Annotated in this window: 18 protein-coding genes; 16 read left to right on the top strand and 2 right to left on the bottom strand. The window is 60.6% G+C overall.

Annotation, left to right across the window (positions count from 1 at the left end; translation table 11 throughout):
* Window positions 1–157: 157 nt before the first annotated feature.
* Together HDG37_RS31255 and HDG37_RS31250 are read right to left on the bottom strand one after the other, a co-directional pair.
* Window positions 158–961: a hypothetical protein gene (locus HDG37_RS31255; RefSeq protein ID WP_260335164.1), complete on the bottom strand. Its 804-nt coding sequence runs from the start codon at window positions 959–961 to the stop codon at window positions 158–160.
* A gap of 1,437 nt (window positions 962–2,398) precedes the next feature.
* Complete coding sequence (locus HDG37_RS31250; protein ID WP_184054413.1) at window positions 2,399–2,686, bottom strand: helix-turn-helix domain-containing protein; 288 nt, start codon at window positions 2,684–2,686, stop codon at window positions 2,399–2,401.
* 442 nt (window positions 2,687–3,128) lie between these two features.
* On the opposite strand from HDG37_RS31250, the gene HDG37_RS31245 reads away from it, so the two are divergent.
* The 16 genes from HDG37_RS31245 to HDG37_RS31170 all read left to right on the top strand — a co-directional run bounded on the left by HDG37_RS31245 (window position 3,129) and on the right by HDG37_RS31170 (window position 25,149).
* Window positions 3,129–3,476 (top strand): hypothetical protein, encoded by a 348-nt coding sequence (locus tag HDG37_RS31245; RefSeq protein ID WP_260335163.1) that lies wholly within the window; start codon window positions 3,129–3,131, stop codon window positions 3,474–3,476.
* Between the two features lie 137 nt (window positions 3,477–3,613).
* Entirely contained in the window at window positions 3,614–4,192 is a 579-nt protein-coding gene (locus tag HDG37_RS31240; RefSeq protein ID WP_311541665.1) for an HAD domain-containing protein, read from the top strand.
* Between the two features lie 346 nt (window positions 4,193–4,538).
* Window positions 4,539–4,793 (top strand): hypothetical protein, encoded by a 255-nt coding sequence (locus tag HDG37_RS31235; RefSeq protein ID WP_184054411.1) that lies wholly within the window; start codon window positions 4,539–4,541, stop codon window positions 4,791–4,793.
* 162 nt (window positions 4,794–4,955) lie between these two features.
* Window positions 4,956–5,474, top strand: coding sequence for a 3'-5' exoribonuclease (locus HDG37_RS31230; RefSeq protein WP_184054409.1), 519 nt, complete (start codon window positions 4,956–4,958; stop codon window positions 5,472–5,474).
* A 236-nt stretch (window positions 5,475–5,710) separates the two neighbouring features.
* Window positions 5,711–6,148 carry a hypothetical protein gene (locus HDG37_RS31225; RefSeq protein ID WP_184054407.1) on the top strand — a complete coding sequence of 146 codons (438 nt, stop codon included), beginning with the start codon at window positions 5,711–5,713 and terminating at the stop codon, window positions 6,146–6,148.
* 226 nt (window positions 6,149–6,374) lie between these two features.
* Window positions 6,375–6,830: a hypothetical protein gene (locus tag HDG37_RS31220; protein WP_184054405.1), complete on the top strand. Its 456-nt coding sequence runs from the start codon at window positions 6,375–6,377 to the stop codon at window positions 6,828–6,830.
* Between the two features lie 133 nt (window positions 6,831–6,963).
* Entirely contained in the window at window positions 6,964–7,530 is a 567-nt protein-coding gene (locus HDG37_RS31215; protein ID WP_184054403.1) for a hypothetical protein, read from the top strand.
* The gene (locus HDG37_RS31210) at window positions 7,505–8,386 is read left to right on the top strand and encodes a DUF29 family protein (RefSeq protein ID WP_184054401.1); all 882 of its coding nucleotides are present in this window, start codon (window positions 7,505–7,507) and stop codon (window positions 8,384–8,386) included. The genes HDG37_RS31215 and HDG37_RS31210 overlap by 26 nt, the downstream gene beginning before the upstream one ends.
* Window positions 8,383–8,643: a hypothetical protein gene (locus HDG37_RS31205; RefSeq protein WP_175163947.1), complete on the top strand. Its 261-nt coding sequence runs from the start codon at window positions 8,383–8,385 to the stop codon at window positions 8,641–8,643. The genes HDG37_RS31210 and HDG37_RS31205 overlap by 4 nt, the downstream gene beginning before the upstream one ends.
* A 958-nt stretch (window positions 8,644–9,601) precedes the next feature.
* Window positions 9,602–10,717, top strand: coding sequence for a hypothetical protein (locus HDG37_RS31200; protein ID WP_184054399.1), 1,116 nt, complete (start codon window positions 9,602–9,604; stop codon window positions 10,715–10,717).
* Between the two features lie 3 nt (window positions 10,718–10,720).
* Complete coding sequence (locus HDG37_RS31195) at window positions 10,721–13,780, top strand: hypothetical protein (RefSeq protein WP_184054397.1); 3,060 nt, start codon at window positions 10,721–10,723, stop codon at window positions 13,778–13,780.
* 11 nt (window positions 13,781–13,791) lie between these two features.
* Window positions 13,792–14,892 carry a hypothetical protein gene (locus HDG37_RS31190; RefSeq protein WP_184054395.1) on the top strand — a complete coding sequence of 367 codons (1,101 nt, stop codon included), beginning with the start codon at window positions 13,792–13,794 and terminating at the stop codon, window positions 14,890–14,892.
* 1,450 nt (window positions 14,893–16,342) lie between these two features.
* Window positions 16,343–16,573: an ABC transporter permease gene (locus HDG37_RS31185; protein WP_184054393.1), complete on the top strand. Its 231-nt coding sequence runs from the start codon at window positions 16,343–16,345 to the stop codon at window positions 16,571–16,573.
* A 225-nt stretch (window positions 16,574–16,798) separates the two neighbouring features.
* A complete protein-coding gene (locus tag HDG37_RS31180; RefSeq protein ID WP_184054391.1) occupies window positions 16,799–17,065 on the top strand; it encodes a hypothetical protein in 267 nt (88 codons plus the stop codon).
* Window positions 17,062–20,565 (top strand): choice-of-anchor D domain-containing protein, encoded by a 3,504-nt coding sequence (locus HDG37_RS31175; protein WP_184054389.1) that lies wholly within the window; start codon window positions 17,062–17,064, stop codon window positions 20,563–20,565. The genes HDG37_RS31180 and HDG37_RS31175 overlap by 4 nt, the downstream gene beginning before the upstream one ends.
* A 318-nt stretch (window positions 20,566–20,883) precedes the next feature.
* Entirely contained in the window at window positions 20,884–25,149 is a 4,266-nt protein-coding gene (locus HDG37_RS31170; protein ID WP_184054387.1) for a hypothetical protein, read from the top strand.
* Window positions 25,150–25,157 lie beyond the last annotated feature (8 nt).

Below are 25,157 nucleotides of genomic sequence, written 5' to 3'. Positions count from 1 at the left end.
CACTGTGACGCAGTGTTCAGTTTTTCTTAGGAGAGGAAATCTTCCCGGAGGGACTCGCTTGCCTTTAGTCAGTGGTTAGCACTTCGGTGAAGAACATTTTCACTTACCTACCCGACAGGTTGAGCAATGAACACTCAGTTAAAGACCAGGCAGCACGCTACTTCGACAGATGCAGTGCCCTCGATAGCACGATGCCCCGCTGTTGGCTCACCAGCCAGATGGCGCGGATATCAACATAGAGCGTGGAGGTTCTTGTCGTGATGTCAGTAGGGTCGTCATCAGTAGGATCGCTGTGATCGATCCGATCGTTGAGATAGGGTGGCACGAGGCGGCCCATGAGAACAATCGCGTACTTCCCATTCGCTTCGGCGTACGCAGCCCGTGAGAGTGTCACGCGTCCGCGGACCGTGGTCTTCTTACTTTCTCCAGACTCGAGTTCAATCATATCGATATGCTGAATGAACCCCTTTGACATCGCTTCCGGTGCGACCACAAGCCTTCGACCGCTGGGTCCGCTTGTTGTCTTTTTGAGAAGGATGCGTGCGTGATTGTCGTCATCGGACAAATCCACGTTTATCTTCAAGAGGTGCTTCTCTGCCTGATACCTCATCCCATACGGGACGGGTACAACAAAAGTCAGGTCGCCATCGAGATGGGCTGGCGTCAAGTCGGTATTGTGGCGCTGCCTGCCGGTGGGAATGCGGATCAGGCTCAGGACGCGATCGCCCAAAGACGGCGAGCCTTCACTCAGATGCAGATTCAGCACCCGGTCCCGAATAGCTAGCGGATCATCGCCTACAAAAGCTTGGCCCGACGAAGAATCTTCCAAACTGGAGGTTTCAATGTGCACCGCACGCGTCAGCGCGGCTGCATTCGCCTGTGTCACTTCCGCCAGCATCAGTAGACATACGAGGATGCGCGCGGCGTTGGATACCATTCTTTTGCATTGCAGATGAAACAAGATAATACCCCTCGTATTCCGACACGCGCTGTCGCAAAGCCATACCGGGTTCGATTCAGACGCACGACATATGCACCTGGCTCCCACCATTGCTTCTGCCGGCAAGCTCATGTGTTTAATGCTCGGTGAAACAACCAGACGCCGAAGACCAAATCTCGGCGGGTTGCGAAATGAGTCCACCGGGGCTTCTGGGCAGTGGGCTACCATATCGCTCCGAGTCATCGTAGGTTCAACGCCTGCATGCCGGTAGATAGCCACAGGAACTCGTAGCGTTGCCTTTGCGGCAACAATTCTGGTTGCCGCGACATTTCACGGTGCATGGGGATCTCAGCCGAGTGGTGCGCATTGAATTGCCAGTCTGAGAGGCTTTCCGGTAAGCCGGTTTTGTCAACGTCTGAGATAATGGTGCCTGTTCCACGCCAAACCGAACGCTGATTCCAAAGCAAAGCGAGCGCCGATTCCACGGCAAACCGATCAGGGATTCCGCGTCTGCCCGAGCGCGAATTCAACGCGTAACCGAGCAGTAAGATGGAGGGACGGCGACGCGGATAACTATGGCACGCTCGACGATTTTGTCGGGCGGCCGAATGTCGAACAAAAGGTTAGGACCTGGGACTCATCAAGCCTGTCTTTATCTCTGAGCTTCACAAGCTCGCGATTTGAATGAGGCGTGAGTCAGCGGATTTCATACGGGCCCGCAGCCGAGCAGGCGCTGCAAAAAGGCCGAATGTAGAGCTGCAGCCCACCCCGATTGTCAAAAGCTCGAAAACGTGGCGCAAAGGGGGGCGTTCATGTAGACATAAAAGAATTGAGAAAAATTTTGAGATGCTTGGACAATTCGCAATCTTTTTCGGTTAGACGTGCCCGGCATCAGAGTTTCGGACGAATGACACCTATGTCTCGTCTGCTTGGATGTCAGTGCGAACGTCACTGACCTCGGTGGTCAAGCAATTGTTAGTTGCCACTGCGCCGGCCTGAGGCGTGGGTTCTTCTGTTGCGCCAGCCTCAGAATGTTTCGTGTCCGCGTGCGCGAGCCATGCGTTGCTGACCTCACCGAAACGCTCCGATCGTTGTTGGCCTGCCTCCATCTCGGGAGCCCGGCTGAAGGCACTTGACGCCGGACTGCTGCGGTCGACAGTTTTCTCAGGCGGCAGGAGGCGAAGGCGCGTTTCAAAAATTTGCTGGGCCAAGGCGTTTTTACGCGGGTATTCGTTGAAGGGTCCTGCCCTTATCTCTGAAAATCCGGCTCAGCGTTTTTGATGCGGCCGCGGGGCTGCCTGCGCGGCCGTGCGTCGGCCTCGGGGGCACATAGCTCCCGCATGTTCCGGTGAATCACAGGGATCTCAGCGGATTTCGCCTGAGTGGACCGGAGTGTTACCGTCCGCTCGAAGCGGCGTCCGTCATGAGAAGCCCTCTTGGAGAGGCAGCGCACTGTCTCTACTTCTCACTGGCGATGGCCAGCAAGCGACTGCGCAGCAAAGCGGTCGTCCGTTCGACCTCTTTGGGCGTCAGCCGTTCCATGTAAGCCGCCGTCAGAAGGGTTAGCGGATGGACGCCCAGCACGTCTGCAAGTTGCTCGATCTTCCCCAATGTTGGCGATTTCAGGCCCCGCTCGACCGTACTGATGTAAGTGCGGCTGGATACCAGTCCGAAATCTTCCTGTGTCACTTCGGCGACCTGCCTGAGTTGTTTCAGTGCTTTGCCGAAAGCGGCGTTGGAACGCATGCAAGTCCTCCTGATAAAGGACCTGATGAACTCATTGAGAGCGCTAAAGGGCTACAATCTATAGTGTTCATTTGCTATTATTCCGGCCACCCTGGGCGAGCAGGTCAGAAGTGCCGCCTTGCGGTGCCTGACTCCGCGAGATGTCTATGGTCGACCTCTGTTTGGAGCGGTCAGCCAGATCCGGACCGGAGAGGCCGAGGCCCACACACATGCAGGGCGAGGAATCTGCGTGCCGTTTGCACGGGCCGACAACGCATTGGAGGCAGATAGATGCGCCGGAGTCGCCAGCGCAGTGATGTCGGGCCGACATCCAAATGCAGTTGCGGTTCGGCGGGTTTTGGAAGCAGCGAGACGTTCCCTGAGAACGTTTGATTGCGTTCAGGGTGCCGACAGGGTCATCGAGCGGTTAGTTAAGACAGAAAGCGTTTGAGGTAGCGGCTGTATGTTTGTGACAAGTGAAAAGCGTCTGCCGCCGTGGGCCATGTTCCAGGCCGACGCCGGGGGCGCGTGTACGTGGTCGGCGATCGAACAGCTGATTCCGCGCGACGTGGCGATCCTCCGGGTGTCGCGCGTACGCTCGCGCGTCGTCCCGACGATTGTCATGCTGGATCTGCGCGAGACCGCGCCGTCGCTGGAGCAGTTCGTGGGCGGGGATGTCGTGCTGCGCGGCGCCGCCGTGCTGAGCACGCGGCGGGCGGGGGAAGTCGACCAGTGGACGCTCGATCCGCTGGACGAGATCCGGGTGGGGTCACCGAGCCCGAACCGTACAGCGGGGGCGAGCGGCTGGTGACGGCGACCCGGTTCACGACGGCCGCGGGGCGCACGTTTTCCGTGCCGGTCGCCCTGGCGACGCATCCCGCGCGCGGCCGGCGGCTGTGGCGGGCGAAGCAGGCCGCCGCTCGGGCTGACTGCTGAGCCTCGCTGTTCGTGGACGCGTATGCGGAACGGGGGGCGGGCAGGGCCATCCGGGAGACGGACGGGCTACCGCGCTGGCGCGGTGGCCCGGTACTGTACCTCGATTTCGACGGGGTGCTTCACCCGGAAGAGGTGTGGCGTTGCCGGGGCAGCGGGCCGTATGTCGCGAGTCCGCCCGGGCATCAGGTGTTTGAGCACGCCGCGCTGCTCGCGCGCTGCCTTGAGCCCTTTCCCGGCGTGCGCATCGTGCTGTCCACGAACTGGGTGCTGGTGTTTGGCAGCGTGCGCAAGGTGGCGCGCCGTCTGCCGCCGGCCCTGCGCGAGCGCGTGGTCGGCGCGACTTTCCACCGCCAGATGGATGGGGCGTGGTTCCGGTCCATCCCGCGGGGCGTGCAGGTCTGGGGCGACGTGTGCCGGCGCGAGCCCGACGCGTGGCTCGCGCTGGACGACGATGACGCCGGCTGGCCGGCGGTGTGCCGGCGCCATCTGGTACACACGGATCCGGTGCTGGGCATCAGTCACCCGGCCGTCCTCGGGCAGCTGCAGGCGCGGCTCGCCGCGATGTATGGTCGCGACGAAGGCTGGCCGTGATAATCCGCCTCTGGGGTGTCCATTTAACCGGACTTTGCGCGCAGACCTAGGTAATCTTGTCGTCCTCAAGCCGTCATCCTCGTGGATGCCGACCGGACGGGCAGACGAAGCCGTAGCTCACGGATGCCGCACTACCGGGTCCTAAAGCTCGCTGTCGCCCATGGACCGGTTCGTCTGTTCCTCCAGCCGCCGAGGCAACGCGGACATCCGCCCAGCTTGGAGCGACATTCGCAGAGCCGCCCGCGGAGGCAAATCGCTCTAACTCCGGTTAAATGGACACCCCAGATCCGCCTTATCGCGGCCAGCTTGTAGTCGCCGCCTCGAGAGGGGCATCCGGAGAAATGACATGAGTCGATGCAGCAAACGGCCGGCGCTGCCGCCCGACGAAACCTCCGGGCAGTTGCGCGCGCGGTTGCGGCGCTTCGCGCTCGCGACCTGCGACGGCGCCACCCACGCCTCCAGCACCGCGACGATTCCGTTTCCGGAGCACGTGAGCGTGCTCGCCGGTCCGCTGCGCCGCGTGCGTCCGCCGGGCACGGAACCGGCGCGGGCTCACAGCAGCACCGGAGAGCCAGGCCAGGATGACGAGGACAGTCAATGAAGAACCCGGAACGCCTAAGCGATGGTCAGTGGCGCGGATCACACCGTGCGGGCCGTCCAGGCCGGTTCAATCAAGCAGGAGCAAACAGATGCTGAATGTCGAATGGACCGGCCACGGCGATCGGCCGGCGCGTCCCGGTCACGCGAGGAGGCGCACGCGGCCATGACCGATACCCGCTATCACGGCGCGCTGGTGTATCCCACCCCGACCGGGGATGCCCCCAGCTGGGACAACCGCTACTTCATCGACACCGAGTTCACCGATTTCCAGCGCTGCCAGCTGATCAGTCTCGCGGTCGTCGGCGAGAACGGGAACGAGTTCTATGGCGAGCGCACCGACTTCGACCGGACACTGTGCAGCGACTTTGTCCGCACCGTGGTGCTGCCGCAACTCGGCCAGTTCGAGGGGCGCGCAATGCCGTTCGCAGCACTGCGCGAGGCATTACGCGCCTGGCTCGCGGACATCCCGGGCGATGGGGCGCCGGCGCTCTGTTACGACTACGAGACGGACCTGAACCTGTTCCGGTTTCTGCTGGACGGTCCCCTGCCGCGCGGCTGGCGGCTGGAAAACATCGCGGGCCGGCGCGACCGGGAGCGGCGCGCAACGTACTTTGCCCGTCATGGTGGCGAGCACCATGCGCTGCATGATGCGCGGGCCAATGCGTATGCCTGTACCCGCTGAACCTGGGACGCGGCTGCGCCGCATCCACGGATGCGCGATTGGCGGTGGTGCTGGCCGTGAAGTAGTGCGGTGGCTCGTCGCTGACGCGGGGTCCAGATGGCAGAGGCCGGAACGCGCACCGCGCAGTCGGCCAAGCAATTCAACAGGACGCAGGCGATCGCCACGCACCGCGCCGTCGGGATGCGTTTCCGCAGGACGGCTGCACTGGATGAAAAGGTCAACAGAAGGAGAGATCGATGCTTCGGGTCACCGTTGAGTTGCTGCCCGGCGGACGGGAAAGTGAAAAACATGTCATCGCGACCGCGGACATTGCGCGAGTGGGCGGCGGCACCCTCGCGGATTACCGGGTGGCCCTGAGAGATACGGCGCTCGGTGAGATCGGTGAACGCGCGCTGGTACAGGGCTATCCGGGACGGGCAGGCAGCGTGTGGGACCTGGTTGCACGTGGTCTTGCCACTGCGCTGAACCGGGGCCGCGAAGAATTGCCACCAAGACCGGTGAAGCCGGAGGTGACGGTCCACGTGGACGATGCGGGCTACCGTTACGTGCGTCTGGATGAGATTCCCGAGCCGGTCAGGACGCTCTTCGACCGGAGCCTGGCTGGTTCGGGCATTCCGGATCACGGCTGCGCTTTCGCGCACGACTGGTTCGATTTCCTCAACGGCCAACGCTGATGCCAGGACACAGGCTCCACGACACTGGCGGGTCTGACGTCCATGTGACGTGGATCGCCGGTGGAAATCCGGGCGAACTGATGATTGTCGCCCGTAGTCGGCCCCGCATGTCGTACCCGTGTCGTGGAACCATTCGTGCAGTGTTCGCGACCGTTCGGGTCGTTGTCGCCTGTTTGCCGCAGGCGGGGTCCCGGCCCACCAGCTGGTAGTAGAAAGGAATTTTTTGATGCTGATGACAGTTACACAATGGGCCGATCCCACCCGAGCGCCCCTGACGGAGTCGCATCAGGCATGGAAGTATGTTGCCTGGACCTGCGGGACGGTGAGCTTCTGGGTGATCCGCTCGGATGACGACGCGCCCGATGTGCCCGACGTATCCGACGCGCCGGACGGCTGGCTGGTCGCCGGCCCCGAGGCTCTGCACGAGGCTGCCGGCGAATTCGAACCAGGTGCCATTGCGGTCTACGTGCTTGACCGCGTCGGGACGCAGAGTGCGCGGCTGAGCCGGGTCACGGGGCTGTGGCGGGAAGTCGGTGCGCCGCATGACGCATCGTGCTTCTGGTACGCCAACGACAGCGGCGAACTCAAGCCCTGCACGCCTTCGCCGCGGCCGCCACGCTCAAGGCTGGAACTGGCCGTCAGCCTGGTGCCCGAGCCGCCGCCGCGTGCTGCCTGTGCATGAGATGGAGATCCAGGCTGGCGGGCGACCTGTCAGAACCCACCGGGAGGACAGGGGCCCGCGTTTGACAGTGAATGACCGACTCAGCGTGAATCCTCCATGTGTAATGAGCCATGGATTCATCCCGGAGCGCGTGATGGAGAAAACACAACCGGACGGTCGGGATAGAACGGCGGCCACTTCCTTGCGGGCCGGGATGCAGGAAAAGGCAGCCGGAGCGGTGCTTGACGGCGCGCACTGGCTGACGGCTCAGGCGGTCGGTGAGCGGCGCGGTTCGGAATTCGCCCGGGACACGGCGGACCGGTGGCAGGCAGAGGGCAAGGTGTTTGCCATCGGGTGGGCTGGTGAGACCTTCTATCCCGGCTACGTCTTCGACGCTCAAGGAAACCCGATCCCCGACGCGAAGGCGATCCCGAAGGTGTTTGAAGGCTACAGGCCTTTCCAGATTACCTCATGGTCGAGTCGACGAACCGCATGTTGCGGGGCAAGCGTCCTCGCGAAGTTCTGGCGTCGGTCCCCTCGGCAGTGCTGGAGGCTGCGAGGGATCACGCGGCAGAAGCACTGCATGGGTGGTCCACTGGGGAAGCTTGCCAACTCTGGCTCCTCGATCCCCAGCGCGTTTGCGGAAATGCGGTCGGCCCGCTGCACCCGGTGCATCCGACGCCTCGAGGCACAAAATGGACATCCGGCCACTTCACACTGACGATGACTATCGGGCGGCGCTGGCAGAAGTGTCGGCGCTCGTCGACCAGGAGCCGGAATCCGGCACGCCGGAAGGCAACAGGCTGGAGATCCTGAGCATCCTCATTGAGCATTACGAGGACGCGATAGGGACGGCGCATCTGCTGCGGTCTCCGGCCAATGCCGCGCATCTGGAACGCTCTATCACCCAGTTACGTGGAATCATCCGAACGCCAGTTCGGCCAGTGTCGGTCGATAACATGAGCGAAGCGGTCCGGGACACTGCAATGACCGGCTACAACACCGACTTTGCATTATGGGCCGAGGAACAGGCGCTCAAGCTACGCGCCGGCATGCTCACTGAACTGGATCGCGAGAACATCGCGGAAGAACTGGAGAGTCTCGCGCGCGCACTGCGGCGTGAGGTGGTTGATCGCCTCGCGCGGCTGCTGCAAAACCTTGTCCAGTGGCACTTTCTGGACGGCGTGCGCCTACCGGCGTGGTACGTTGCAATTACCGACGAGCGCGACATGATCCCGCGCATCCTTGATGATGCGCCGAGCCTTCGCGCGACCTTGTCCGAGACTTTCGCGGACGCGTGGCAGGAAGCACGGGAGCGGGCAAGCGGCGCGACGGGGCTCTCTGATCGTATATTTCCGGAAGCGTGCCCCTACACCCCTTCTCAAGCGCTGGATGCAACATTCTGGCCCGAGTGGAACACCAGACAGGAAGATCCAACGCGCCTCGAGCAGCTGCGAGGTTCAGTCCGCCGGTACGACAACCCGACTGGGTCGGTCTGGCCTGGTGACGGCCCTGAATACCAGGAAAGCATGCGAGCGCAATGGGATGACCGAGACCGTCCGAAGGAGAACTCATGAGCACCAAGGTGACCCTTGCATACCGCAATTCCGAAGGCGGCAAACCCTCGTGGCATCTTTATGAGGAGGTATTTGAAGCGGGCGTCGTATATCTTCAGCTTGAGGGCGTTGCTATCGATTTCACCACGCTCGGCAACATGGAACACGCGCCAGGCACCGTAGTACTGCGCGTTCCAGTCGAAACCGCGCAGCAGCTGGGATTGCACACCAGCGTGCCGGCTGAAGAGTGGACGCGAGTCTGCGACCACGAGAAGTAATCGAGGGAGCAGCCACCAAAGAACGAGCGTTGAGCCGATGTCCCTGTTGCGGCCGCACGTGGCACCTTTTCGACGGAAGGAGCGCCATGTCGATGACACTCGGATAGAGCTAGCTGAACAAGCCAACTGGACTGCTCTTGCGGAATCCCGAAGCATCCGGGAGGCCGCCACTAGTGTTTACCAACCTCAACTTGCGGTGTGGGGTGGGCCGCTCCACTCTGGAAGCAGACGGAGGAGCAACGCACGCAATTCGGCCGAAGCCGTCATCCGAGTATCGGCATCTGTCAGGCTGCTACCTGTCGCTTTCCCGACATTCGCAGGTGGGCGGTCGCGAATGACAGGTCTGGCGAGTGCCGAATGCGTACTCTCGACCCATATGCGCCACTCTCGCAGAGTCGACGGACGTCCGTTCGCGAATCCACTGAGGACGCTCAGGTATGCACTGAATTTGCTCCATGATAGTTGTGCGAGGACTTTATCGTGCATGGCTTAAGAACGAGTGTTCAGCGGATGCACCAGACGCGCAGCGGATGCGCTAGACGATGGTCTAAACCGTCGTAGCACGATCCAAGGTCTTTGCAGAAAGCGCTGCTGATCGACTCGCTCTTCGTCGGGCAATTGCATTCTCCCGCCGCCAGCACATTACATTCCGGCCAGAGACGGTTACCTTCGAGCACCGTGGCGTCTGCGGATGCCAATAAGCTCATGCCGCGTTCATGCGCAGTGATGGTTTCGCTGTTTTCGGTGGCCCGGCAGTGACAGATTAAGGCCGCAAAGCCAATTGCGCACCGCCCAAAATGCTGCACTGCGACGTACGCGCCTCGTACCCGTCGCAAGCGTTTACCGGTCAAACAACAATGCACGTACGCCTTCAATCGGATTATTTCGGAGATTGAATTAAAACTATGAGTTAAGCACCGTTTTTCTAGCAGGCTCGACGGGCGGAGTGGGAGTGGACATGGAACTTTATCTGGATCCGAACGGAGACAATGTTAAATTGTCTTGGCGATCGGACGACGGCCGTCGGTCAAAGCCAATCTTGCTACCGAAGCAATGCTTGATTGATCGCGCCTGTAAGGTACGAGCTGAATTGAATGACCTCAACGACTACGTCAAGGAAACCGGGCTCAATGGGAGCAAAGACCCGGGCTGGGCTCGCTACCAAGAAATACTCGGCCATCTAAGGGAGTGCGGGCGGTGGCTCTTCAAAGCGATCTTTAATTATAAGGATGCACGCGCGCAGGGACTGCTCAACACCCTTTATTCACTGCCAACTGCCACCGAATTGAAGATCTGCTGTTCTGACGAACAAGTTACGCTGCCGTTTGGCTTCGTCTACGGGGACGACGGCGACGTGCCCAATCTGACAAGTGCGATGCGGCCGTCTCGTAAAGACCTTGGGGGATTCTGGCTTAATCGATTCAAAATCACAATGGTGATCGACGGAGACCCTTGCGGATCGCTTATCATCGATCCCGCTTCGTTCAAGTCGCTCTATGCACTGCATGAACGCGAACTGGACAAAGCCGCCGCTTACATGGGCGAAGACCGAGAGCGGCTTGATTTGTTGCTCAAAACAATCGACTTTCGCAGAGGCTACTACGACTGGCCTAATGCCGAGCGCGCCTGCGAAGAAGTTGCAGGTTGGGACGGCGTCGTTTTTGTCTTCGCGCATTCTGACGGGGACATCCTCGAACTCGAGAATACAACAATCGACTCGTTGATGTTCGCCGAGATGCTGCACCGCAACCGTAACGAAGCCCATACCGCACTGATCGTGCTCAATTGCTGCCTATCTGCGACGGGCGGCGAAAACTGTTCGTTGCTTGGGTCGGTCGCCGAGCGAGGTTTCTGCGGGTTGATCGGCACGGAGGCGAAAATCCTGAACACGCATGCCATTTGCTGCGGCACCCGGATTATGTGGGGTTTGTGTGCGGAAGGCCTCCCGCTCGGAGAGGCGTTCGATCGTATGCAAGACGATGGCGACTTGTTTCCGCTGAACCTGTTTTATACCTGTTACGCGGATCGCCGTTTCAGGCTGGCAACACCGTTTACCCATTTAAAGGCGGCGTAAATAGTGGACTCACAACTACGCGATGTGAAATGGCCAACGAATCCGTATCCAGGCCTGCGTTTTTATCGCGAAACCGATGCTGCTCTCTTCTCCGAACGGGACGATAACGTCCGCCAATGCGCGGAATCGCTATTGCGCTTCGGGGTGAAGATACTTCTGCTCCAAGGTTCGAGCGGCGCGGGAAAGTCTTCGTTTCTCCGTGCCGGTCTCATCCATTATCTGCGCCAGGACCCCGAGCGGCGCAGTCTGTTTCTCGGCGGTGACGATCATACGATCCGATGTACCGCGGACCCTTTGCCGCAGATAAGTCAGGCGCTCACGAATGCAGTCGATAGTGGCGCTATCATCGTTCGGGAAGTCGCCGAGGAATGTTCAAACGACGTCTGCATGCTCGTCGACCGCGAGGTGCGTGACGGCGTTTGCAATCGCCTTCGTGCTCTCGCGGACTGCCCGCGAAGGCACCTCGCGATCGGGCTCGCCGACGCACTACTCGATATCTGTGGCCAACTGCCTGGTAAGCTCGTCCTCGTGCTTGATCAGGCCGAGGAAGTGCTCACGCGCGATACCGGTGATCCGGAGATCCGCGAAGTGTCTGCCGCGTTCTTCTTTTTTCTGGAGAAAGTTTATCTGCTGAACATCGATGTGCGCATCATCATCTCGCTGCGAACGGAATACTACGGCCGCTTTCGCGATGAACTGCGCATCAGCGACGCCCGACTCAGCGATCGCCCGAAACGCGGTGGTGTCGAGCCTTACCTGTTGCGCTCGATACGCGACAAGGAGGCCTTGCTGCGCGTGTTGAGCTTACCGACCACCGCCAAGCATAAGGACCCTGACGGGCGCTTGCGCTCTGTTTACAATTTCACGTTCAACCCCGGCGTGCGGGAGGAAATCCTCGATGATCTGCTGAGGTCCTATCCGGTCGGCTCGGTGACGCCGGTACTGCAGGTCATCTGTTCGGCGCTCTACAGCTGCCTGACGGAGCAAAAGAGGGTAATCACGCAGGCGGATTTCCATTCGCTCGGGCGGGTCGACGGAATCATGAAGACCTACGTTCATGATGTCGTGACTGAAGCCGCCCGCAGCACCCGCTCGGAGGCAGATCAATGGTATGCGCTGTTGTACAGCCTCGTAAGCCGGCAAGGCGGAGGCACACTCGTTTCGCTGACCGAGTCCGTAGAGGAACTGGAAAAGCGAGCGCGTGATGAAAAGATCGAGGGAGACGTTCGCTCCGCTTTTTTTGAGCTTAGCCATGGGCGGCGTCCGTTGCTACGGGGAGAGCCGTCGGAACGACCGAGGTATTTCAGCCTTCAACACGATGTTCTGGCAACGGCACTGGTGCGGTGGAAACTCACCCACACCGAGCGACTCGAACGACAGAAGGCAGAGCGCAAAAGCAAGCGGAAGGTACTGGGTGTCATTGCGTTTGTGGTCGCCATCGCTGCGATGGCGATCATGCAAATCGGCTGGCGAAGCAACGATCTGCTGCGCGTGAAAGAAACGCTGGTCACAGGTCGCAACAGCCTCGCGAGTTTCGCGCCCCGCGGCAATTTCAGGCAAAGCCTTGCATTGCTGCTCGCCAATCTCGATGCGACCGACCATGCCGACACCATCTATGAGTGGTTGGTGCGGGGAAACGAGCCGTTGCATGACGCATCCGTCACCGTGTTGAGACAAACGTTGGGGCGGATGCCGTCCCTCACCGGTCAGTACCTTGCCGCGGGGCTGGACGCGGCGGGTGGGCAGGTGGCTTTGCTGGAGCAAGGTGGAAGATCTATTGCCATTGTGGCTCTACCGTCAGGTTACGACTATGCGCAAGTGCCGGTGGTTAAACGTCTTGCATTGCCTGCGTCACCTGCGAATAACCCTAACGGAAACTTTTCACCGTCGGTAGGGTTCGTCGACCAGCTTGGGCCCGTCGCGCTTGTCGCCGGATATGCCTATTTCTGGGATGAGCAGGGCAAACCGGTCACGCGTAACTTGCGGAACATGTTGCCGGAGGTGGTGAGGGGCGCCGTGTTTCCCCGCTACGATTTTGTCGGCGGCAAGTTGTTAATCACCGCAGGCACCTTTTCCTCAAGCGACACCTACGACCTGAGTCTCGTCTATGTGGACGCTGATGCACTCAGATCGGAAACGGCGCTGCCGACGAAACGAGTGATACAGAGCCTGACGCGCCTGTCGTTCGGCCCCGTGTTTTCGCCCTCGATAGAATTACCTGCCACTTTCGCGTACCTCTACGAAGGTGGGGAACGGGCGGCTGCGGATTACAGCGATCTGATTTCTCGCCATTACCAACGTCTTGTGTCGAACTCAGGCCCGTCCCCGGCAGCCGGACTCGATCTGTACGTCGGACGCGTGGACGGCATCGATGCCCCAAATCACATTAGCGTGGCCGCGCTAAGCGCGACCAGCGGACCGGGCCGGCGTCAGACCGTGGGAGCGAGCTTCGTGCTTGGCAAGGATGCCATTCTCTTTAAAAGTGTCGAGCCGTCGCTTTATCTGTTTGACGTGCCGGCCATGCTGAGCAGTGCCTCTGACAACGTAGCGCCGCTGCAGATTAAATTTGTTCCGCCGCAGGACCCGTTGCAGACCAAACAATCTGGACCGGAGGACCTGCGTCTGGTGAGTGGCCTGACGCCTTGGACAGCCCCGCCGCTAACCGGCGTGTCGATCGACGGCCGGCTGCGCGCCGCCTGGGCGGCGCCGCGAGGACTATGGGTCGTCGAAAACAGCCACGTCCACCCCGACGTCGCCCTAGCACTCCCTAGACTGAGCGGACCGCTGATGAGCGGCGATACCGGTGGCACCAAGCTGCAGTTCACGCGCGATGGCAACCTGTTGCTTCTTCTACAGCAACGAGATTTTCGGAACCCGCTCTCGGTACGAATCTGGGATCTTCGTCAGGGCCGCACCGATTGGCTTCGACAAGCATCGCTTTCCAGGCTTAAAGACACGGCGTGCGAACTTATTAAGCGAAGTACCGCGGACACCGCTTTCTTCTCCGAACCCGAAGCCGTGATTTATCAGCTTCGGGCCGCCACACCGTCCTGCCTATCGTGAGAGGCCGATCCATGACGGATTTTTTCGATCAGATAGAGCGCGTGTGGGACACCATAAAAAGTGGTCATGCGCCGCTGCCTATAGTCGCCGCGATTGCGCCCGAAAGATGCTCGCCAGACGGCGCAGCCGGTGTTTGGATCAGGCGCGACGAAACCTACTTCACGCTGCGAGTGAACGAAATGCGTTTAAGCGCCAATCGCCAGTGGTATTCGGTCTACGATCCGCTTGTGCTGGTCGTGACCGAGTTCAACCACGGCAACCAGCGTGTGACGGTGCCCAGCGTCGTCGGTCCGAATCTGATTCGCAAACAAGCCGCAGGCCAAACGCCGAGGCATGGCTCCTTGCTCCTCGACACGCGCGTGACCGGTCCGCATCCTTACAAGGGCGGGGATATCGACGTGTCGGTCAGCTTTTACCAGATTGAGCGGAAGAACTATGCAGAGGTGCTGTTTAGCGTGGTCGAACGTCTGTCAAGCGCGATCGGGGCAGCAGGACAGTTGGCGATGATTGCGAGAACGGGAGCAGCGCTGCTGGAAGGGGTGGCAGGCCTGCTCGGGCTCGATGGAACCGTTATGCTCGCCGGCCAGCGAATTTCGTTGACCACGTCGCCGCTGGATCCACTCAAGACGGGTTTTTACGCGATGATCGCTCCACCGGTGCCGCAAAGACCAAGCGCGCTTCGTGTACGCGATCGACGTCTGTGTATTTCCCGTGGCACTAATGGAAACGACGAAACACCTTACCAGGATTCGGACTTCGTCTTGGTCGGCATCAGCGGTTCCGATGCACGCGGGGACGACAGCCTTTTGCCATTCCATGATTTGAAGGTGGATGCGCTGATGGCGCTGTGGGATCGGACGGACGGGGTCGAGCTTGCCAAGGCGAACTTGATCGCTGCGTACCAGCAAATGCGCAAAAGTCCAGACTTGACGCAGCGCGAGGCCAGCGCGCTGTTCGATAGTTGGCTCGTGGAGTTTGAAGAGGAGCGAAAGCGCGTTAACCAGGTAGGCTCGATGCCCGATCGGCGCACACGTGAAACGCCACCCGAACTGTCCACGGATATCGGCAACGCGCTCAGGCGAATCGAAGAAAAGTCTCGCTTGAACGGCTAATCCCCGAGCTCTTGCGGCCGCGTCAAATCTTTCCCCGCGCCTTAGTGTGCCTTGCAGTAATCCAAATCTGAGCGTTCACTTCTTGTTCCGGAAACTAGCGCTGCGATTGGCGTCAGTTCGTGGTTTGTACACACGGCGATCTGAATTCCTCGGCGAATGTCGCTTGACGGACGAACAACAGTCGATAGAAGTTCTTCGGCGAACGGCTCTAACTGGCCGACTGCTGCCTGCTGGCGTTCAGGGCTGGATTGCGTCGCCGCCGAGGATCTGCATCAGGGTCTTCGCGTTGCGCTGCCCTTGGTCCTCCCAATTGTTGTTCTCTACACCGACACCTGTTAGCGGCGATGGCGGACGACAGACGATCCATCTCGGCCGTTGCCTCGCACGGACTCAATGACGGCTTCCGGGCACACGCGGGTCGTCACACTCAATCGCAAATTGCGGTAGAACGCGCGCTTTGGAATTGTCCGCGCCTTATAACTGAGTGGTATGGCAAGCTGAAGTAGGTGCTGGCACTCGCATCATTCTTCCTTGATTAGTTGCCCAAGGTTTCCCGACAATCAGCGAGACGTTTGCGACCATCCGGTTTGATACCTTCCCCTCCTAAATGCACGTTGCGAGCCTCGTTTGATAACCGTCGACATTCGAAATAGATCAAATTCAAAATCTGCCGCTAAAGTGACCAGGCCCACATTTCCTTTAACTCCTGCTGGCAGCAGCCTGGCGTAACAAATCGTCATTTTGTCTTTCTTTACCACCCTCGTCTTTCCTATATTGAATACGGGAGCCCCATAACGACAACTAGGTCAGCCTTAGCCTAGATTCCGTTCATAACGTCACCTTTATTGATTGGACCGCAGTATTTCGATCGGAGGAGTTTCGCATGAACCTCAATGAGATCGTTTCCGTCGCAGAAAGCGGCCCCTGGTGTGGGACAAAGCCACCGGCACGTTCTAAGGTCAGCACAGGCGCAACGATGCCCGTTGCAAAGCCGGAGCAGAACCCACGCTTCAGGCTTCGTTGGGATGCATAGCAGGCCAATCGAACCTACCGGCGCAGCGATTGAAAACCCGATGGCGACCGATTTGATGAACAACATTTGCCCCTCCCTCGCGATGCACGTCGATATAGCGCGACATCGTAGGCAAAAAGTCCTCGCGAAGGGATCCGACGAGAGCGATAGGTAGGTCAAGGTCAGCCGTCTAGTGCGAAGCCGCCGGCCGAGGAACTAGCGGGGAGTAATCCGCGATTCCTTCTCTAAAAAGCACCCCGATCGAGCGCTTTTGGTTTAGCGCGCCTGCATCACCAGGATGAGTGAGAAGCCGCGATCCTTAACGCTCTAGTTCGAACTGGAAAATTCAAGGTCCTCTACTATAGTTGGGCGTGGATGAAGGCAATAAGGCCAGCACACAGAATCAATTGCAAATCTGTATTCGTAGGGGAGGTGACAGTGTCGAAGCTTACGAAGCGGTTCTGGCTGGAGTGCTCACTGGCCGTGGTCAGCGGTGCTGCCCTCATCGTGACCTTGATCTGGCCACGGTGGATAGAGATGATTTTCGGCGTCGAACCAGACGTGGGCAACGGCTCGGCGGAGTGGGGAGTCACCATCGGGCTAGCCGTTTTCACGACGCTGCTTGTCACGCTTGCGCGGAGGGAATGGAGCCGGTCGTATGCGAAATAGATCGCTGGTCAACACGTAGTGCGCTTCTCGCCGTCCACCGTAACGGGACCTTCGGTAACCTGGTTGATTGCGAAGAAAGCGAATCTCTCCGAGCGGATCTAAATCCGCGGGTCGACAGCCAATCGAATTGGGTAAGCGCATCAATAGCGTAATTGCCGCTCCTTTTCAAACATCCTTAGTTCGCCACCCCTCGTGGTGAAGCTTGATTCAAAGTCAGGAGTGCATATGATCAAGTCGACCCATTCAGGCCGCCACCACGACGGCGATTCCGGGCGTCACCCGGACGGCCATGAGGAAGAAAGCGGCGATGATCCGGCGCGGCATGCCAGCATCATTGCGCGCCGCTGGCTCGATAGCGCTGAACCCACGACGGAGCGGTACGCGCGCACGCTTCAGCAGTGGCAAGCGCTGCCCGGGGCTGTAGTCCGGCCAGCAGCGGCCGTTGTGGCGCCCGTCGGAAAGCGTGAACCTGGTGGGGAGGACGAGTCATGAGCCTGACCGGAACCGTGTGGGCGCCTATCGGTCCGAGCCCCATGAATGAGGGCGGCACGCAGGATAATGGCCTCGTCACGGCTGTCGCCGTTAGTCCCAACAACACGAATGTGCTTTACCTCGGCACTGCCCAGGGAGGCGTGTGGCGCAGCGGCGACGGGGGCAACACGTGGACGCCGCTCTTCGACCAGCAGCCCGTGCTCGGCATCGGCGAGCCGGCGGGCATCGCCATCGATCCCAGCGATACGAACATCCTCTACGTCGGCACTAGCAACCGCGTGGGCAGTGCTGAGCCTGACACGATCGGGCAGCCCACTGCGGGCCTCTTCAAGTCGACCGACGCGGGCGCAAGCTGGATCGCGCTTGGCTCCGGCTATCCGGCGAGCAACACGGGCAACGCCACGCAATTTGTGGGTCAGACGATCAACGTCATCCTCGTCGATCCGGCCAGCGGCGTCCTCTACATCGGGGCGGTCGGCGGCGTCTTCACTTCCAATGACGGCGGCCTGAACTGGACAGCGGCTGCGGGAATCGGCGTCGACACCCGTTCGCTGGCCCTCGACCTCTCGTCGCCTGTAGGCGCGCGCATCCTTTTCGCTGGAGGCTCCGGCCAAGGTGTGTTCCGCTCCGTGGACGGCGGAAATACCTTCAACCAGGTGCTCAGCGCAGCGACGCCCGCTGTGTCGGCGGTGCTGGCCGGTGGTGGCTTCAACCGGGTCGTGGTGGCGCTGGCTCCGCCCACGTCGCCGCCCAACGTCAACGGCGTGCAGGTGATCTACGTCACCATGTCGGGCAGCGGCGGCACGCCCGACCCACTAGGCGTATTCGTGAGCAAGGATCAGGGCACCACGTGGACACAGCAGGCCGCAACCGGCGTCTCGGGGACCACCTACGGCGGTTACGCCCTGGATATGACGGTCGATCCGGCCTCCCCGGGTGACGGGAGCAACGATGTTCTCTATTTCGGGTGCCTGAACCAGTTCAAGTCGACCGACTCCGGCACAAGCTTTACGTTGAAGAGCGTCGGTCACGCCGACACGCACACCTGGACCACCGTCGCCCAGACTGGCGGGGCCAAGACTCTTGTCTATTGTGGCTGTGACGGCGGCATCGACGTCTCGACAGACGCTGGCGGCACGTGGAATCCGATCAACGAGGGCGGTCTCCAAACCGGTCTCTTCTACAACATCGCGGTCAAGCCCGACGCGACCGCGAGTGTCACAGCTGGTGCGCTCCAAGATAACAGGCTGCAGACGACCGCTGGCGCGGTGAGCCCAGCCTGGAACGCCCCTGTGGGGGGCGACGGATGGGACGTCGCTTACGATGGCAGTTCGCCTCCCGTCCTTTACGGCGCATACGGCGGTCCGGCATCGTCTATATTCGCGTCCCCAAACGACGGCCTTACTTGGCCGACTAACCTCACGCCTCCGTGGACCGCGGCTGACACCGGCGGTTTCCTTTTGACGCAGATCGCAGCCGACCCAAGCGCGTCCGGCATCCTTTACGCAAGCGGCCTGCAAAATCTGTGGCAGCTAACAGGCGGCGCCTGGCGCAAGATTTTCAGCCCCGGAACAAGCGGTAACGTGGACGTCGCCGCGACGAACGGCAACAACGTCGTGATTGCGGCTGGCAATCAGGTCTTTGTCTCCGCCAACGCACTGGCCGCCACGGTCGGGCCGCCCACGGGCGTGACGTTCTCGAATATCAGCAACGGCTTGCCGGGTCGGAACGTGGCTCGCGCCGTGTTCGATCCCGTCGACCCCAACGTGCTCTACGCGGTGGTCACAGGGATCAGCGGCGGCGCTGCGCAGAATGTCTTTCGAACCACGATCGGCGCTACGACGTGGACGAATATCTCACCCGCAGTCGATGTCCCATGCGGCGCGATTGCAGTGGATGGGACGACTACGCCCACCACGCTCTACGTAGGCACCGATTTCGGCGTTATCCGCTCGGTGGACGTTGGCGCATCGTGGACCGTTCTCGACAACATCCACTTTCCCAAGGCCCCCGTATTCGACCTTGCCTTCAATGCCAAGGCTGGCGTGCTGCGGGCTGCCACTTATGGACGCGGGGTCTTCGAGTTCGTCAAACCGGCTGGCCAGGCGATCGCAGTCAGTCTGCAAGACGGGTTGGCCTTCGGCACCGTTTGCGCGGGCCCGTATTACCTGACGCTCACGATCTACAACGTCGGTAGTGCCGATCTGCTGATTGTCGCCGTTCAGCGGCACACGGGTTCCACCGACTTCGCCGTGCTGCCGACGCCGCTCACGCCGCTTGTCATCAGCCCCGGAGAGGAGGTGGACTTCACGGTCAGCTTTACGCCGAGCGTAGCGGGCGTCCCCGAAACGGCCACCATCCGGATACTCAGCAATGATCCCAACGCGCCCGCGGTCGACCTAAGCGCCACCGGTCTCCTCGGCACCGGCGCCGTGGCAACGGCCATTCCGAACGGCGGCGACTTCGGCAATGTATGCGTGGGCTCGTTCGCCGACGAGCTGCTAACTATCAACAATTCGGGCGCCTGCAAGCTTTCGATATTTGATATCGCGGGATCTGCAGACTTCCTGGCACCGGGCGTGCTGTCATACCCGCTACTTGTCGACACGGGCGACTCGCTGGACGTGGTGGTGCGCTTCCGGCCTTCGTCCTTTGGTCCGAAAACCGGCTCCTTCACGATCATCAGCGATGACCCGGCCGGTGCGCATGTAGTGAAAGTGGCTGGCGTCGCACCCGCACCACGGGCGAATCTGATTGTGGCCGACACCGGAAAATTCGGTAAGGTTTGCATCGGCTCCTTTGCCGATGAGCCACTCACGATCACCAACAGTGGCAAATGCACGCTCGCCGTCACCGGAATCGCTTCGACCTCGTCCGAGTTCCTAGTGCCCGAAGTGCTCTCGTACCCGATTACCGTCGGGCCTGGCGATGCGCTTCCCGTGCCCATCCGTTTTCAGCCCACAAGCTTCGGCGCCAAGAACGCGACAATAACTGTGGCAAGCGATGATCCGGCCGGCCCGCGCAGCGTCAATGTTTCGGGCGTCGCGCCTTCTGGCAAGCTCGTCGTTGGCGGTTCGACAACTTTTGGCGGCGTCAATACATGCTGCTGCGCCGATCGCACACTCACGGTCTGCAATATGGGCGCCTGCACGTTAAATGTGAGCAGCGTGCACTTTAAACGCAAGAGCCGCCACTGGAAGTTGCTGCACAACCCCTTCCCTGAAAGCCTCCATCCCGGCTCTTGTCTTCCGGTGGTGATTCAATACCATGCCAACGAGAGGTGCGCTCGCGTATGCGAATTGATCATCGAAAGCGATGACCCAGCAATGCCAGTGAAGTGCATCGAGGTGCAGGCCTACACCATTTGGGACGCTTGCGGTAAGCAGCACTGCGAGGATTGTCACGATGACTGCTGCGACAAAGGTCGTCACGAACATTCCTGCCACCAGGGATACCCGTGCTGCTGCGACGACGATGAGGAGGATCGGGAAGAGCCTTGATACCGTGGGACTCCATCAGCAACGCCGCCACGCGGGCCGTTGTTTCCTACGGCAGGGAGTTCATCCGCTCGCACCCGGCCAGGGGACGCTGAAATTTTTAGACTGAGCGTTTAAAAACGGCACGCAAGCCGCGCGGGACCTTGACTGCATTCCAGATCCCGGATGAGGTTGTCGGCAAAACTCATTCGCAATGGCGGGCCAACATGAAGGACGCTTCCGGAAATCCGGTCGCTAATAGGCAACGAAAGGAAACGAGGTGCGAGGCTCATCACTTGTCGATCGCCCAAAGGCCCGCGCCACTCTACGGAGCACCGCCCGATGGCACAAACCCGTCTGAACCTAGGTGTGCTGCGCAGCAGCGCGGCTTCCCCGCTGAGCAAGCTTATTCCTTTTCCCCCGCCGCCCATCGGATTCGGGGTGGGAAAACTCGACATTATCCACGGTGTCGGCTTTATCGCGTTTAAGTTGGATGGAACACTACGCTGGGTGATCGACGTTCGCCGCTTCGCCGGCACGCCGTCGTTATCGACTAATCCGACGCTAACCGGCGGGCTGCGAATCGAACTCAAAGGTGCACGATTTCCCGGCACCGAGTTGCCCGCCGATTTGGTCTGCATCCTCGGCAAGACCGGATTATTCGGAACGCCCATGGATCTGACCTTCACCCTCGGAGGCTTTCACGCGCAGGCGACAATCGAGCGCTGGCTGGCCGGTCAGCAGTCCTTGGAATCCGAGGTCTCGGTGAGCACCGATATTTGCCAGCTGGGGGCGGCGTCGAAACTGGCTATTTCCGGCCACGCCCGGGCGCACTTCTTCCCGAACTGGATTCTGCCTATGGAGGGCTCGGAGCTCACAACCCTGAGCGGCTTGGGGGCGGACCTCGTGAGCGACAGCTTTGCACTCAAACTGCTGTTTCCCGGCGAGCCGAGCATCAGCATCCACCCCAAATCCAGGCGCACCCTGCTGGGTATGACTGCCGGCGGCAACATCTGGCACCTGACACCGGCGCCGTCCGCGCTGCCGATTGGAACTCTGACCGCCGCGGACGGCCTCTTTAATAGTCTCGAGATCGAGGCCGGCGAAGGTGCGACGGGCGATGTAGCACGCGAGCTATTGGCGCTTTCACCACGGGTCGATGGACTGAAGCTGAGCGTAGCGGGCGGCATTACGGACCTGGATAACCATCCGTTCACTTTGCAATTGGTCGCTCCCTCCTACGCGATCGCCTTCGATCCGACGTCTGACCACTCACTGGGTGATGAAGCATTCTTGACCGCCCGATTCAGCACCGTGCCGAGTTGGCTGACCCTCGATGGGTTCGCGCTCCAAGTAGGCGACCTGGGCGTGGGCGCACCTCCGGGATTTGAGGTGGAAACCCTGAAGGGAGATGTCACGAGCTTTCGCTGCGCACCCGAACTACTTGCCGTGGCCGCGCCGCTGCCTCCTCAGGCGGGTGAAAGCGTGGCTACCAAGCCGGTTTCAGCGTCGACGCTGCGGTTGCTGCCCTTCGTGACGACGGCAGGGGCGACACCAGGTTGGGGAGTAATCGCGGGTCCCGAAGTGGCGGGACGACGACGCTTGTCGGTCCCGGACTTTGGCGTCTCTGTCGTGCGCCGAGAAGACCTGCTCTCGCTCGACCTTCTCTTTTACAACCTCGCGGCCGAGGGCGGCGGAGGGAGTCCGCCGGAGCTGGTGGTGCAAGACGCGACTCAGCCCGCTTACCTGGCGGTCCGTTTCGACGATCCGCAAAACATCGCCGAGCAGGCCTATCTGGAGGGCTACAGCGACCCTAAGAACACGCAGTCCGGCGAAACATTTCCTCCGGTAACTCCCACGCAGCGGATGGCGGCAGGCCCCAGCCGGCTGGTCTTCCAGCTACCGGCGGGTACCAATTCGCTGGCCTATGCGCTCGATTCGTTGCTCGATTGGGTTAAATTGCAACAGAGCGTCGTGCCGGTGGCGATCCCCGATGCTGGCCCGCACGTTCTGCCGTTGGCAGAAGAGCGGGCAATTGTCCCTCCGGGAATCGGGCGTCCGCCACCGCCGCCTCCGCAGATTCGCCCACCAACGGACACGGAGACGGCCATCGAGGCGCCCTGGCATCTGTTCCTTTCGCCGAATACTTCCGGCGCATGGGCGCACTCGAAGACCGCAGCGACGCTGAGTAATCGCACGGAACTCTGGCACACCCGTCTTGCAGTGCGCGATCAGCGTAACGGGCAGCCGTTCGCCAACGAGAATCTGCCGCGAAAGATCCGCGCGATCTGGTCGCCCGATTACAACCCAACCATCATCCCCGGGCATTTCGATCCGTTACAAAACCCGCCTGATCCGAATGAACCCTTCCGCATGTCACTCGATCGCAACGATCGTGATCAGATCGTGCGACTGTCCTCGGACTTCACCATTCCGAAATATCAGCCGGCCTCGATCGACGCGCAGAAGCTCTTCCTAACGACGCTCGGCGCCTGGATGGAAGTGTTCGGCAACTGGGAGGATCCGCTTCCCGTCGATGGTCACGCGGTATTCAGCCTTGAGCAATGGCAGCATCGGGCCGCGATGGCCCGTGACAACTACGTGCGGGTCGTCACAGCCGGTTTTCTGCTGCCCTTCGGCAACCGCGCGTCGCTGGTCAAGATCACGGAGCGAAAATTTCAGCCCAATGGCGAGGGTCGGACGACCGCCTTCCTGAAGCAGACATTCTTCATTCTCGTCCGCGAGCCGTTGAGGACCTACGGTGGCCTGACCGCCGAGCAGCAGCGCGCGTTCCCCTACCAGAATATGCGCATCACCACCCTGGTCACGCCGAACCTGGATCCCGCGAGCATCAAACTCGACGGGACCAACCGGTACTCGTTCATGCCGCAGGTGAACGGGAGTCCGTTCCTCTTCCACGTTGTAGGCACGGATGCCGAACAGCAGGCGCTGCAAACCTCCGAGTTCGTGGCGCCGCTCTACTTTGTCGAGCGCGGTGGCGATTACGCGACCGCCGTGACAAATTACAACGGTTCCGGCGAGAACACCCGCGACCTGGCCGGGCAGAAAGTCGCCTTTGCGCCTAGCGCCAAGATTGGGGACACCACTCTACACACCTCCGCGATGACCTTCTCGGCCCAACCGGCTTCTCCGTCATCCACGGCCGCCGCGCCGTTCTTTCCTCAGATGGACGGGGCGGACGTGGTGGTCCCGGCAATTCAGCAGGTCGCGGGCCAGACCGGCGCGACCTCGATCAAGCTCTATGACAAGTACATTTCCGGGGCCTTCGGACCGGACGGCTTCGGACCGGGCGGCGTTTTCATCCAGACGGTTGATCCGGTCACGAAATTGCCCGGTCAATTGCCGGTAAAGTTCAAGGGCGATCAGTCCGGCGGCGTGGCGACCCCCAATCTGACCGTCTCCGGCCTATCGCGCAAATTCGGCGCGGTCAGCGGCTCGACGCCTGACAACATCGCTGCTGGCACTTTCGATACCAAGGACATCTTCCAGGACATCGGTTGCAAGCTCTTCGGCGTAGTCGATTTGTCGGTCCTCGTCGATGCACTGGGAGGGGACAAAACCGCGCCGGTCCTGACTACCGAGCGGTCATCGACAGCAATTACGACGACGCTGACCTGGGCGCCGAAGCTGATCAATTACTCTCTCGGTCCGATTGAAATCGTCTTCGACGACCTCAACACAGCCCTTAACATCAGCGTTCTCATCGTCACGCCCTTTGGCGCGGCGCCGCAGACCTCGGTCGACGGCTCCCTAAAGAACTTCGCGCTGACTCTGGGGGGGGTGGTCGGAATTAAATTCGACGACCTGTCATTCAAGGCCCCGGCGGGAAAGAAGCTGGACGTCGCTGCGAACATCCATGGCAAGGGGTTGCAGTTTCTCGGCGACTTGAGCTTCCTGCAGACGCTTCAGGACCTGATTCCGACGGATGGCTTTCAGGATCCGCCTAACCTCGACGTCAGCGCAGACGGCATCACGGCGGGCTATACACTGCCAATTCCCTCGGTCAGCGTGGGCGTCTTCAGTGTCGAGAACATCAGCCTGAGCGCAGCGCTCACGCTGCCGTTCCTGCCGCCCAATCCACTACGCTTCCGCTTTGCCTTCAGCGAACGCGAGCATCCGTTCCTTGTCTCGGTTTCGCTCCTCGGCGGCGGCGGCTTCTTCGGCATCGCCTTAGGTCCGGACGGTGTCGAGATGATCGAAGCCTCGATCGAATTCGGCGCCAACGTCTCCATCGATATCGTCGTAGCCAGTGGCAATGTCCACATAATGGCTGGCGTCTACCTGAAGATCGATCCCAATGACAATGCCTCGCAACTCACCGGCTACCTGCGTGCTGGCGGCTCTCTGGATGTGCTGGGCCTGATCAGCGCCTCGATCGAGTTCTATCTGGGCTTCACTTACTTCTTCGGGCCGCCGTGCAAGATTGCTGGCGAAGCCACCGTTACCATCGAGGTCCACGTGCTGCTCTTCAGCGCCTCGGTGTCGGCCTCACTACGGCGCGAATTCTCCGATCCCAAAGCCTCGTTCAAAGACCTCATCGACACCCAACAGGTCTGGGACGATTACTGCGACGCGTTCGCTGCTTAGAGGAGATC

The sequence above is a fragment of the Paraburkholderia sp. MM5384-R2 genome, assembly GCF_014201025.1.
Lineage (GTDB): Bacteria > Pseudomonadota > Gammaproteobacteria > Burkholderiales > Burkholderiaceae > Paraburkholderia > Paraburkholderia tuberum.
This window is presented reverse-complemented; position numbering and strand designations above follow the sequence as displayed.